This is a genomic window from Nocardioides sp. SR21 (genome assembly GCF_022761125.1).
In the GTDB taxonomy this organism is placed as follows: Bacteria; Actinomycetota; Actinomycetes; order Propionibacteriales; family Nocardioidaceae; genus Nocardioides.
The window spans coordinates 456,374-468,622 of record NZ_JAKWJR010000002.1 but is presented as its reverse complement, the minus strand read 5'-3'; the positions used below and the strand labels follow the sequence as shown (position 1 = coordinate 468,622).

Here is a 12,249-nt window from a genome sequence, read left to right as displayed (position 1 = left end):
TGCTCGGATCGTGCCATGCATGGGGGACCTGAACAAGCGATCCCGTCGATTGGAAACGTTCTCGCAACGAAATCGCTTGTATACGATGCCTCCCATGGTCAGGAAGCCCGTGCGCAACGCCGTTCAGCTCGACGACGTGTCCAAGGCGATCATCGAACAGCTCCAGCAGGACGGGCGCCGTTCGTACGCCGCGATCGGCAAGGTGGTCGGTCTCTCCGAGGCGGCGGTCCGCCAACGGGTCCAGCGGTTGATCGAGGGCGGCGTCATGCAGGTCGTCGCGGTGACCGACCCGCTCGAGCTCGGCTTCGCCCGGCAGGCGATGGTCGGCGTCCGCGTGAGCGGCCCGCTCGAGCCGGTCGCCGACGCGATCGCGGAGCTCGAGGAGGTCGACTACGTCGTGGTCACCGCCGGCTCCTACGACCTGCTCGTCGAGGTCGTGTGCGAGAGCGACGAGCACCTGCTCGAGCTGATCTCCGGGCAGATCCGCACGATCGAGAACGTCACCTCGACCGAGACGTTCATGTACCTCCGGCTGCGCAAGCAGACCTACTCGTGGGGAGTGCGCTGATCTCCGGGACCGATCCGCACTGGGAGCGGCTCTCCCTCTGGCACGACACCGTCGACACCGGCTGGACGCCGCGACCCGCGCTGTCCGGCGACGTCGACGCGGACGTCGCGATCGTCGGCGCCGGGTTCACCGGCCTCTGGACGGCGTACTACCTCGCCGAGGCCGACCCGAGCCTGAAGATCGTGGTGCTCGAGGCCGAGACCGCCGGGTACGGCGCGTCCGGCCGGAACGGCGGCTGGTGCTCGGCGCTGTTCCCGGCCTCGGCCGGGACGCTCGCCGAGATGGCCGACCGCGACGGCGCGATCGCCCAGCACCGGGCGATGCGCGAGACCGTCGACGAGGTCATCCGGGTCGCGGCGGCCGAGGGCATCGACGCCGACATCGCCAAGGGCGGCACCATCACGCTGGCCCGCAGCCGCGCCCAGCTCCGCCGCGCTCGCGCCGAGGTCGCGCACGCCCGCGAGTGGGACCGCGGCGAGGACGACGTCCGGCTGCTCGACCGCACCGAGGCGACCGCGTTGCTGCGCGGCAGCCGGACCGTCGGAGCGACGTACACCCCGGACTGCGCGGCGATCCACCCGGCGCGACTGGTCCGCGGGCTCGCCGACGTGGTGGAGCGGCGCGGCGTCACGATCCACGAGCGCAGCCCGGTGCGCGCGATCCGACCGGGCCGGGCGCACACCGCGAACGGCGACGTACGAGCGGCGACCGTGATCCGCGCGACCGAGGGCTACACGCCGAGCCTGAGCGGGCAGTCCCGGGTCGTCGTCCCGGTCTACTCGCTGATCATCGCGACCGAGCCGCTGCCTGCGTCGACGTGGGAGGAGATCGGGCTCGCCCGCCGTGAGACGTTCACCGACCACCGGCACCTGATCGTCTACGGCCAGCGCACCGCCGACGACCGCCTGGTCTTCGGCGGGCGCGGGGCGCCGTACCACTTCGGCTCACGGATCCGGCCGGAGTTCGACCGCGACGAGAAGGTGTTCGCCCGGCTGTACGCGACGCTGACCGACCTGTTCCCGGTGCTCGCGGGCACCCGCGTCTCACACGCCTGGGGCGGCGCGCTCGGCATCCCGCGCGACTGGTGCGCGTCGGTCGGCCTCGACCGCACGACCGGGCTCGGCTGGGCGGGCGGGTACGTCGGCGACGGCGTGAGCACGACGAACCTCGCCGGCCGCACCCTGCGCGACCTGGTCCTCGGCCGCGACACGGAGCTCACAACGCTGCCATGGGTCGGGCACCGCTCCCCCGCGTGGGAGCGGGAGCCGTTCCGCTGGCTGGGCATCAACGCGGGCCTGCGCGTGATGACGATCGCGGACGCCGAGGAGAGCCTGACCCGGCTGCCCAGCCTGGCCGCGAAGCTCGTCAGTCCCCTGCTCGGCTGAGGTCAGCCTCGCCGAATGACCTTGAACTTCCAGGCGTTCATCACCGGCCACTTCTGCACGTCGGTGCCGACCGTCACCCACTTCTGGTGGCTCGGCTTCCAGCACAGGTGGACCGCCTTCGCCGTGACGGTGTAGATGCCCCTCGTCCAGCTGCTGAACGTGTCGGCGGGGAAGGTCCGCTGCGAGCTCGTCGTGACGGTCACGCTGACCGAGCGCTCCGTGCTCCGCTCCCGGCTGAACGTGGCGTCGACCTTGGCCTCGGCGATCCCCTTCAGCCCTGCCGAGACCGAGCTGGCGACACTCCCGGTCTTCTTCCGGCCGTGCGTGACGGTCCGCGTCTGGCTTACGTTCCACGTCTCGATCTGGGCCTGAGGATTGCCGCGGTTGTCGATGGCCAGGGTGAACGCCGCGGGCCCGGGTTCGAACTTCGTCGTCGCCTTCTTCTTGTACTTCTCCCCGTACACACAGAGGTCGGGGCCGTCGGCGACGGCCTGCTCGACCGAGGTGGCCGTGACCACCGTCATGGACGACAGGACCAACAGAACCGCAATCCCACGCCGCATCAGAGCCTCCGTCGCACCAGGTGGATCGGCCCAACAGGGGTTCGGCCGTGGCCGGAACCTTCCCCGGCCGGCCCGGCTCAAAACGGTCCGAGCTCGCTCAGCCGAGGCCGTTCGCGACGGTGTCCGCCGGCTTCTGCATGTCGTGCAGCCACGCGTCGAAGAACGCGTCGAGGTCCTGTCCGCTGACCTCCTCGGCCAGCGCCTCGAACTGCGACGTCGTGCCGTTGCCACCCTCGCGGTCGGTCACCCAGGTGCGCAGGACCTCGAAGAAGTCGTCGTCGCCGATCACGTTGCGCAGCGCCTGCAGGGCCATGCCGCCGCGGTTGTAGACCCACCACGCGAAGATGCTGCTCACGCAGTTCTCGTACGTCGGGCAGGGGTCCGCGACCTCGTGGTCCCAGAAGTCGCTGTTGGCCGGGAGCCCGTCGTACTGGTCGCGCAGCCACTGGTCGCCGGTGAGGTTGCCGGCCTCCTCGGCGTAGTAGATCTCGAAGAACGTCGCGAAGCCCTCGTTGAGCCAGATGTCCTTCCAGCCCTCGACGGCGACGGAGTCGCCGAACCACTGGTGCGCGAGCTCGTGGATCACCGTCGAGGTGTTCAGGCTGCCGGGTGAGTACGTCGGCCGCGTCTGGTTCTCCAGCGCGAACCCGGGCTCGAGGCTGGTCGCGACGCCGCCGGTGGTGGAGAACGGGTAGTCCGCGCCGAGGACGTCCTCGATCCAGGCGGTGTACTTCGCGGACTTCTTCAGCAGCGACATCCCGTGCTCGCGCAGGTCCGGCGACAGCCGCTTGGAGACGGCGACGACCCACGGGTGGCCGTGGTCGGCGCCCTTGGCGACGGCGAACTCGCCCGCCGCGAAGAACGCGAGGTACGGCACCATCGGCTCGTCCGGGAGCCAGGTCGTGGTGGCCAGCCTGCCGTGCACCGTGCGCGCGACCCGGTTGCCGTTGGCGATGACCTGCTTGCCCTTGGGGGCGGTGATCGCGATCTTGATGGCCGCCCGGTCGAGCGGGTGGTCATTGGCCGGGAACCACCACGGCGCCATGTGCGGCTGGTTCATCGCGACGACCTCGTGGCGGTTCGCCAGCCAGTTGCTCTCGCCGGCGTACGAGTAGCGGCCGGGGAAGCCGGCGTACTTCACGACGACGTTGACGAGCTCGCCCTCGGCGACGGGGGCGCTGATCTCCAGCTCGTGTCCGCTGTGCTCGAAGTCGACCTCGTCGCCGTCGATCCGCACCGACTGCACGGGCAGCAGCAGGTCGAGGTTGAACCCGGCCAGGTCCGCGGTGGGCCGCAGCATGATCCGGGTCCAGCCCGAGAGGCGGCGCTCGCCGAACTGGTAGCGGTCGTGGACGTCGTACGACTGCACGTCGATGCCGCCGTTCCCGTCGAGCGGGAAGTAGGGGTCGCCGATCCCCGAGGCGCCGCGCGGATCCTCGGCTCGACCGGAGGCCGGCTGGGAGGACACCAGCGGCGCCGCGATGAGGCCGGTGGCGACGGCGAGAGCCAGGGAGCGACGGATCACGCCAGCAACCTAGCCGACCTGCAGCGAGACTCGATCGTGATATAACCGTACTAGTTTGGTCGACTTTAACAACTAACAGGAGCGGCAGATGCAGGTCGTCCCCCTCGAGATCCCCGAGCTCGGCAACCGGTGCCACCTGGTGCACGACGGCCAGCAGGCCCTGGTGGTCGACCCGCCGCGGGACACGGGGTTCGTCGAGGCGGCCGCCGACGCCGCCGGCGTCGAGATCGCCGCCGTCGCGGACACCCACATCCACAACGACTACGTCTCGGGCGCGCTCGGGCTGGCTCGCAGGATGGGCGCCGACTACCTGGTCTCGGCCGACGAGCCGGTGTCGTTCGAGCGGGTCGGCGTGCGCGACGGCGACGTCATCCCGGTCGGCCGCCTGCGGGTCGCGGTGCTCGCCACCCCCGGACACACGCGCCACCACCAGTCGTTCCTGGTCCGCCAGCACGACGAGCCCGCCGGCCCGGCCGCCCTGCTCAGCGGCGGCAGCCTCCTGCACGACACGGTCGGGCGCACCGACCTCGTCGACGACCGGCTCACCGAGGAGCTCGCGCGCCAGCAGTGGTCCAGCGCGCAGCTGCTCGGCGCCCTCGACCCCGGGACCCTGCTGCTCCCGACCCACGGCTTCGGCAGCTTCTGCTCCGGGACCGTCACCGCGCCGTCCGAGGGTCCGGTCACCATCGGCGCCCAGCTCACCACGAACCCGGTGCTGACCACCCCGGTCGACCAGTTCGTCGCCGACCTCGTCGCCGGCTACGGACCGGTGCCGTCGTACTACGACCACATGGCCCCGCTCAACCTGGCCGGCGCCGGTCGGGCACTCCCCCGGCCGGCACGCCCGGTCACGGCCGACGAGGTGACCGACGCGGTGCTCTCGGGGACGTGGGTCGTCGACCTGCGCGACCGCGCGTCGTTCGCGGCCGGCCACCTGCCCGGCACGGTGAGCGTGGAGTACGGCAAGCAGTTCGCGACGTACGTCGGCTGGCTGGTGCCGTGGGACGACGACCTGGTGCTCCTGTGCGACCGTCCCGACGACATCCAGTCCGCCCTGCACGACCTGGCCGCGATCGGCATCGACGGACCCGGCACCCACGTGCTGGCGCCGTCGACCCCGCTCCCGGCGACGTACCGCCGCGCGACCTGGGAGGAGTTCCTCGAGGCCGGACCCACGGTCGTGGTCGACGTGCGCCAGCGCGACGAGTACGACGCCGGCCACCTGCCCGGCGCGGTGCACCTGCCCGTGCAGGACGCCGACGTCCGCGGGCACGAGCTGCCCGCGGGCGAGCTCTGGATCCACTGCCGCTCGGGCTACCGGGCCGGCGTCGCAGCCAGTGTGCTCCACCGGCTGGGACGCAGCGTCGTGCACGTCGACGACGCATGGGACCGGGTCGCCGAGCTCGCGATCCCGACCACCACGGGAGGTGTTGCCGCCTGACCCACCAGCAGTGATCGCTTGTAAGGGAAGGCCACATGGGGCCTCTATCTCGGAGGAAAGACCTTGCACAAGCAACCACTAGTCCGACGCGTGCTCGCAGCCGTCACCGCGGCCGTGCTCGTCGTCATGCTCGGCGCCACGTCAGTGTCTGCTGACGAGCCGGCCGAGGATCCCGGTCAGCCGGTCGACATCGCCGCCTCGGCGATCGCCGCGCTGAACGCAGCCCTCCAGGGCTTCTTCAACAGCGGGGTCGTCAACGACCTCACGAACACGGTGCTCGGTGGTGACGGCGAGTCCTACTGGCTCACCAACAACCTGCGCACCGACCTCGTCCCGACCACGGTCCTGCAGGACCTCGGCCTCGGCGATGTCATCCCGAAGCTCCCGATCCTCGGCGGAGGTGACAGCGGTGGCACCGTGCCCGACGACGGGCTGCGCCGCGAGTACCTCGTCGTGTGGGCCGGCGACAACAACGTCCTCGACCGCAGCGGCAAGCAGCTCACGTCGCTGCCCGACGTGATCACGCCCGACCTGCTCGGCAAGGGCGACCAGATCGGGCCGGACTTCTTCGCGGTGGTCGACGCCACGAAGGGGTCGTCGACGTACGGCAAGGTCGTGAACACCGCGACCGTCGGGCCGCTGGTCGAGAACGAGCCGCACCACATGCAGTACATCTGGCACAAGGGCAACAACATCTTCGCCGGCGGGCTCTTCACCGACGTCACGTACGTCATCGACACCAGCGAGCTGCCCGCGCTCAAGCTCAAGCACGTCAACCTGCCGACGGACACGCTCTGCGGCTCGGTCCCCGACGCGTACTGGGTGACCAAGGACGGCGGAGCGTTCGGCACCTACATGGGCGGACCCGACGTACCCGGTCCGTGCACGTACTCCGACGGCACCACGCGCATCGGCAACGGCTTCGCCGGCTCCCCCGGCGAGCTGGTCCGGCTCGACGCGAACGGCGAGACCGTGTTCGAGGCACCGGCGACACCGGAGACGGCCGAGAACGAGCAGCGCTGCGACAACATCCCGCAGCTCGCGGCCGCGACGTGCGCCAACCCGCACGGCATCCAGGCTCGCGAGGACCTCGACGTGCTGATCACCAGCGACTACAACGAGCCGCGCAACATCATCCTCAACCCGGTGCAGGCGCCCTCGTCGTACCTGCGCCGGCCCACGGTGCGCACCTGGGACATCTCCGACCTGGACCACCCGAAGCTGAAGGCGGTGTCGTTCCTCCCGGACGGCCCGCGCGTCGGCAAGGTGCCGCACCAGGAGGAGCCGCGGGCGGCGATGGAGACCACGGTCACCAACCTGCCCGAGCACAAGGGCGCGTTCGCCAGCACCATGCAGGGCGGTGCGATCTACTACTCGCCCGACATCACCGCCGACGAGCCGGAGTGGCGCGAGGTCTTCGACCTCACCACCTCGAACAAGGCGGCCGACCCGTCGCGCAACCCGTACGGCGGCGGCTCGAACGCCGGTTGGACGCAGACCAGCCTCGACGACAAGCACCTGTACGTCGCGGTCGCCGGGCGCACGCCCAGCGGCACCGACGCCGGGAGCCCGTCGTACATCCTGAAGCTGGACATCCAGGACCTGCTGGCGTCCGGCACCGACGTCTCCTGCAACATCGACACGATCGAGGAGACCGTGGCCGGCGGCGCGGAGAGCGACTGCCCGGCGATCGTCGACACCCTGCCCGCGCCCGGTGGCCCGCACTGGGGCACGCTCGACAACCTCGAGCTCGTCGAGGACGGGTACTACCACGAGACCTCGGACGTGCGCCGGATCGCGTACTCCAACTACTTCGTGGCCCGTACCGGCCTCAACGGCGACCACCGGGTCTGCCTCGCCGACATCAACGACGACGCGACGCTGGCACTCGACGAGGAGTTCGTCGACGAGACCAGCGGCGAGTCGTGCATCGACTTCGACCGGGAGTCCTGGCCGCACGGCGACTGGGGACCGGCGAAGCCGCACTCGATGCTGTTCGTGACGGCAGATGCCGACATCAAGTAACGCCATCCGCGTGGGGGCCGCCGTCATCGCCGGCGGCCTCCTCGTGGGGGCGGCGTCGTACGCCGTCGCCGCCGGGTCGGACGAGCACACCAGCGGCAACGCCCTGGAACGCGAGTGGTCCGCCCGCACCGAGGGTCAGCAGGTCCTTGGCGGCGAGCGGACCCCCGGCGTGCCGAGCGTGCAGCGGCTGCAGCACGACGACGTGACGTTCACGGTCACCGTCGCGCCCGCGCGGCCCGGGCCGAACCTGGTCCGGGTCGACAGCACCCATGCCCACGGTGCCGGTCCCCCGGTCCTCGTCGGCACCGACGAGGACGACCTGGTCCGAGCCGTGCCGCGACCCGGCACGGACGGGCTCTGGGCCGTCGTCGACCTGCCCGCCGGCTCCGGCACCGTGCTGGTGACGCACGGCAAGGAGCACCGGCTGCCGTTCGCGGTCGAGACCGGGACCGACCGTCCCGAGACCGCGAGCTGGACCGGCGCCGAGGGGCCGGAGTGCCTGACCACGGCGAGCGCAGCGGTGCTCGCGGGCGGGTCGCCACCGGCGTCCTGCCCGGCCGACGGGCTGCATGCCCAGGACGCCGCAGCCCTTCGCGCGATGGTCGGCACGCTCGTCGAGCGTGGCGTCGAGGAGGTCGCCGTCGAGTACGACGACTCCGCGCGCAGCCGTGCCGCGCTCGATCTCGTGCGCGGCGCGGCCACCGAGGCCGGCGTGGCCGTCGTGACCCCAGACGACCCACCGGGCGTGCGCAACGCCCTGGTCGTCGTCAGCGGCTGGGGCACGGCGGCCCGTCATCTCGGCGCGGTCAGTGGGCGTCCCCTGCGGGAGCAGCCGATCCGCTCGGACGGCACCTGGCTGGCGCCGTGGCTGCTCACGCCGGGCGTCGTCGACTCGACGGCCGGGGCGGTCCTGGCGCTGGACTTCGACATCCGCGACACCGCGGCGCAGGAGTTCAGCCAGGTGCTCGCGGAGTACTTCCCCGGCCAGGCACCGACCGGGTCGGCGTACCTCGCGTGGCGTGCCGCGCGTGGTGGCGAGCCCGACCCGCTGACTCTCTACGCCGCGTCCCGCGCGGCCTACATGCCCGCGAGCAGCGGGCACCACGAGACCGCTGTCGCCTGGTTCCCCGGCGGCACGGTCACGCCCGTCGGCGCGCTCGCGCGCTGACCTCCGAAAGGACCCCTCATGTCCACCACCGAACGCTCCACCCGCAGGCCGATCCCGGTCGCGCCGACCGAGCCACCCCCGCAAGCCGGCGTCGTCGTCCTCGGCCTCGTCGCCGCGCTGGTGCTCGGCGGCGTCATCTTCACGAAGTCCGGCCAGGTGCCGGCGCTGCTGTTCGGCATCGGCCTGGCGCTCGGCTTCGTGCTGTTCCACAGCAGGTTCGGCTTCACCTCCGCGTGGCGCCAGCTGGTCGCCGTACGCCAGGGCAAGGCGCTGCGCGCGCACATGCTGATGCTCGCGGTGGCCTGCACCCTGTTCGCGCCGATCCTGGCCAACGGCATCGGCTTCGACGACGTCCCGACGATGCCGACGCTGGCGCCGATCGGGTTCGGGCTGTTCGTCGGCTCGTTCCTGTTCGGGGTCGGGATGCAGCTCGGCGGCTCGTGCGCCTCGGGCACGCTGTTCGCCATCGGCAGCGGCCACACCGCGATCCTGCTGACGCTGGCCGGCTTCATCGGCGGCGCGACGCTCGGCGCCTACCAGTTCCCCTGGTGGATGGAGCAGCCCAGCCACGCGCCGGTCTCGCTGACCGACTGGTTCGGCGGGTACGCCGGCGCCTGGATCGCGTCGCTCGTGCTGATGGCCGCGATCGTCGGGGCGACGTACCTCCTGGCCCGCAACCGCGCGGTCCCGGAGATCGAGCCGGCGCCGGTCGCCCACGGCCCGTACCGCGCGGTCCGCGGCTCGTGGCCGCTGTGGGTCGGCGCGCTGCTGCTCGCCGGGCTCAACGCCGCGACGCTCTTCGTCTCCGGCGGCGCCTGGGGCGTCACGTTCGCGTTCTCGCTGTGGGGCTCGAAGATCCTCGACGCGATCGGCGTGGACGTGCTGTCGTGGGGCTTCTGGCAGGACCCGGCCAACCTCGCCAAGTACAACGCCGGCATCCTCGCCGAGAAGACCTCGGTCATGGACTTCGGCATCATCATCGGCGCCCTGGTGGCGTCCTCCGCGGCCGGCGCGTTCGTGCTGCACCGCAAGGTGCCGCTGCGGCTCGGCGTCGGCGCGGTGATCGGCGGCCTGCTGATGGGCTACGGCGCGCGGATCGCGTTCGGCTGCAACATCGGCGCCTACTTCGGCGGCATCGCCTCCTTCAGCCTGCACGGCTGGCTGTGGGGCGTGATGGCGATCGTCGGGACGTACGTCGGCCTCGCCTTCCGCCCGCTGCTCGGCCTGCGGAACCCGAAACCGTCGGACTCCGTCTGCTAGAGCCGCCCCTGAACGCGATGCCCCGTCCGGCGCACCCCGGGCGGGGCATCGTCATGTGCGGGCTGGTGTTCGCTGCGGTTTCACCATGTGATGCAGGCCAACCCGCACTTCACATGGCGTGCACACCATGAGAAGTGCCGGTTCGTCTGCATCACATGGTGAAACCGCGACGACGCAACGACCGCGTAAATGGCTTGCGCCGCCCCCGCACCACTCCCCACACTTGCTGCCGTCGTCCGGTGAGTGCCGGGTGCCCGATCGAGAGGAGCGTGACATGTCCATGACTGTCGTTGGCCTGTCCGCAGACCACAGCCCTCTCACTTCTTGGAGCACCTCCACCGATGTCACACGACTTCACCACCTCTGAGCTCAACCCTGCTTTCGTCTTCGACTTCCAGACCTACGACGACCTCGGCGACGGTCAGCGCTGGAGCACCTGGCTCGACGTCGAGCCGCTCAGCCGCGGCCCGGAGCCCCGGCCCGACTGGGTCGTGACCTCCCAGGCCGCGATCGACACCGAGCTCGGCATCCTCAAGACCGGCAAGGAGGCCGATGCGTTCCTGCTGGAGCGCGCGGTCCCCGGCAGCGACGCCCTGGGCGAGTCGGTCGTCATGGTCGCCAAGCGCTACCGCAGCAGCGAGCACCGCAGCTTCCACCGCGCTGCGGCGTACACCGAGGGCCGCAGCGTCAAGCGGTCCCGCGACGAGCGTGCCCTCAAGGCCAAGAGCACCTGGGGCAAGATCGTCGCCACCAGCGAGTGGGCGATCTCGGAGTGGTCCGCGCTCAACCGCTGCTGGCAGCTCGGGCTGCCGGTCCCCTACCCCGTGCAGGTCGACGGGACCGAGATCCTCATGGAGTGGATCACCGACGACGAGGGCGAGAGCGCACCACGGCTCGCCCAGACCCGTCCGGAGCCGGCGCTGCTCGCGTCGTACTTCGACCAGCTCCGCGAGGCGCTCGCGACCATGGTCGGCGCGGGGATCATCCACGGCGACCTGTCGGCGTACAACCTGCTCGCCGCCAGCGAGCGGCTGGTGATCATCGACCTGCCGCAGATCGTCGACCTGGCCGGGAACACCAACGCGCTGGAGTTCCTGATGCGCGACTGCACGAACGTGTGCACCTGGTTCAAGGCGCGCGGGCTCGAGGTCGACGAGCACGAGCTGTTCGGCGACCTGATGGCGCACGCCTTCTGACTAGTCTCGGGGCGTGAAGCGCTCCCGCGGCCGTGTCGTCCATGTCGAGTCCCTCGCGGAGTTCGACGGGAGGCTGGCCGCGGGAGCCACCACCCTCCGGGGCTGGCGGGTCCGCGGCGTCGACCTCACCGACCGGCACGACGCGCTCGCGGACGTGTCGGTCGCCGGGGCGACGTTCCTCGGCTGCCGGTTCGCCACCGGCGACGCCGAGCGGGCACAGGACCACGGCGCGCTCGTGCTCGAGGTGCCGTCCGACCTCCCGGTCGAGCCGCGCAGCGCGCTCTACACGCCCGAGGAGCTGTACGACGCTCCGCGGTACGCCGACTCCCTCGACGCGCTGGCCTACGCCTGGTCGCAGCGCCCGAGCGACCCGGGCTCCGCGCTCGGCCGCGCCCTGCACGACCACACCATCGACCTCGCGCTCGAGTCATGGGTCGCCGGCCGCGGCCTGGTCGGCGTGATGGGCGGGCACCGCCTCGACCGCGGACACCCCGCCTACCTCGACACCGCCCTGCTCGGCGCCGGCCTGGGCGCGCACCTCACGGTCGCCACCGGCGGCGGGCCGGGGGCGATGGAGGCGGCCAACCTCGGCGCGTGGATGGCGCAGCGCCCCGACGACCTCCCCGAGGCGATCGCGATGCTCGCCGGCGTCCCCACCTTCCGGCCGTCGGTCGACGCGTGGGTGCGCGCAGCGTTGGCCGTGCGCGAGCGGTTCGCCGGCGGCGCGGACTCGCTGGGCATCCCGACCTGGCACTACGGCCACGAGCCGCCGAACCCGTTCGCGACCGCGATCGCGAAGTACTTCCGCAACTCCACCCGCGAGGCGACCCTGCTGCAGGTCTGCGACGGCGGGATCGTGTTCCTGCCCGGCCACGGCGGCACCGTCCAGGAGATCTTCCAGGACGCCTGCGAGAACTACTACGCCGACGAGTCCTCGATCGCCCCGATGGTCCTCGTGGGCGCGTCGTACTGGACCGAGGAGCTGCCCGCGTGGCCGCTCCTCCAGCGACTGGCGCGGGGCAGGGCGATGGAGCAGCACGTCCACCTGGTCGACTCGGTAAAGGACGCCGTGAACCTCGTGGTTTCGCGGAAATGACCGATCCGTGAGACTACATTGA

Annotated in this window: 10 protein-coding genes; 8 read left to right on the top strand and 2 right to left on the bottom strand. The window is 71.3% G+C overall.

From position 1 onward, the window contains the following. Window positions 1-94: 94 nt before the first annotated feature. Both MJ604_RS05580 and MJ604_RS05575 read left to right on the top strand, forming a co-directional pair. Window positions 95-568 carry an Lrp/AsnC family transcriptional regulator gene (locus tag MJ604_RS05580; RefSeq protein ID WP_243057301.1) on the top strand — a complete coding sequence of 158 codons (474 nt, stop codon included), beginning with the start codon at window positions 95-97 and terminating at the stop codon, window positions 566-568. Next, window positions 553-1,953 carry an FAD-binding oxidoreductase gene (locus MJ604_RS05575; protein ID WP_243057300.1) on the top strand — a complete coding sequence of 467 codons (1,401 nt, stop codon included), beginning with the start codon at window positions 553-555 and terminating at the stop codon, window positions 1,951-1,953. The genes MJ604_RS05580 and MJ604_RS05575 overlap by 16 nt, the downstream gene beginning before the upstream one ends. Window positions 1,954-1,955: 2 nt before the next feature. On the opposite strand, the gene MJ604_RS05570 is transcribed toward MJ604_RS05575, so the two are convergent. Both MJ604_RS05570 and MJ604_RS24160 read right to left on the bottom strand, forming a co-directional pair. Further along, window positions 1,956-2,477 carry a hypothetical protein gene (locus MJ604_RS05570; RefSeq protein ID WP_243057299.1) on the bottom strand — a complete coding sequence of 174 codons (522 nt, stop codon included), beginning with the start codon at window positions 2,475-2,477 and terminating at the stop codon, window positions 1,956-1,958. 136 nt (window positions 2,478-2,613) lie between these two features. Continuing rightward, entirely contained in the window at window positions 2,614-4,041 is a 1,428-nt protein-coding gene (locus MJ604_RS24160; RefSeq protein ID WP_243057298.1) for a M1 family metallopeptidase, read from the bottom strand. Window positions 4,042-4,129: 88 nt separating this feature from the next. Here MJ604_RS24160 and MJ604_RS05560 point away from each other — a divergent pair, with 88 nt between their 5' ends. The 6 genes from MJ604_RS05560 (at window position 4,130) to MJ604_RS05535 (ending at window position 12,227) form a co-directional block, all read left to right on the top strand. Then, window positions 4,130-5,482, top strand: coding sequence for an MBL fold metallo-hydrolase (locus tag MJ604_RS05560; RefSeq protein ID WP_243057297.1), 1,353 nt, complete (start codon window positions 4,130-4,132; stop codon window positions 5,480-5,482). A 90-nt stretch (window positions 5,483-5,572) separates the two neighbouring features. Then, window positions 5,573-7,507, top strand: coding sequence for a hypothetical protein (locus MJ604_RS05555; protein ID WP_243057296.1), 1,935 nt, complete (start codon window positions 5,573-5,575; stop codon window positions 7,505-7,507). A gap of 10 nt (window positions 7,508-7,517) precedes the next feature. Continuing rightward, entirely contained in the window at window positions 7,518-8,675 is a 1,158-nt protein-coding gene (locus tag MJ604_RS05550; RefSeq protein WP_243057295.1) for an ABC transporter substrate-binding protein, read from the top strand. 18 nt (window positions 8,676-8,693) lie between these two features. Further along, window positions 8,694-9,935: a YeeE/YedE family protein gene (locus tag MJ604_RS05545; RefSeq protein WP_243057294.1), complete on the top strand. Its 1,242-nt coding sequence runs from the start codon at window positions 8,694-8,696 to the stop codon at window positions 9,933-9,935. A 341-nt stretch (window positions 9,936-10,276) separates the two neighbouring features. Then, window positions 10,277-11,131: a serine protein kinase RIO gene (locus MJ604_RS05540; protein ID WP_243057293.1), complete on the top strand. Its 855-nt coding sequence runs from the start codon at window positions 10,277-10,279 to the stop codon at window positions 11,129-11,131. A 13-nt stretch (window positions 11,132-11,144) separates the two neighbouring features. Continuing rightward, window positions 11,145-12,227: an LOG family protein gene (locus MJ604_RS05535; protein WP_243057292.1), complete on the top strand. Its 1,083-nt coding sequence runs from the start codon at window positions 11,145-11,147 to the stop codon at window positions 12,225-12,227. Window positions 12,228-12,249: the final 22 nt, after the last annotated feature.

Bases quoted from the DNA above. Each gene is read 5' to 3' on its own strand.
- MJ604_RS05580 (WP_243057301.1), top strand. From the start codon at position 95: ATGGTCAGGAAGCCCGTGCGCAACGCCGTTCAGCTCGACGACGTGTCC.
- MJ604_RS05570 (WP_243057299.1), bottom strand. From the start codon at position 2,477: ATGACGGTGGTCACGGCCACCTCGGTCGAGCAGGCCGTCGCCGACGGC.
- MJ604_RS05560 (WP_243057297.1), top strand. From the start codon at position 4,130: ATGCAGGTCGTCCCCCTCGAGATCCCCGAGCTCGGCAACCGGTGCCAC.
- MJ604_RS05545 (WP_243057294.1), top strand. From the start codon at position 8,694: ATGTCCACCACCGAACGCTCCACCCGCAGGCCGATCCCGGTCGCGCCG.
- MJ604_RS05540 (WP_243057293.1), top strand. From the start codon at position 10,277: ATGTCACACGACTTCACCACCTCTGAGCTCAACCCTGCTTTCGTCTTC.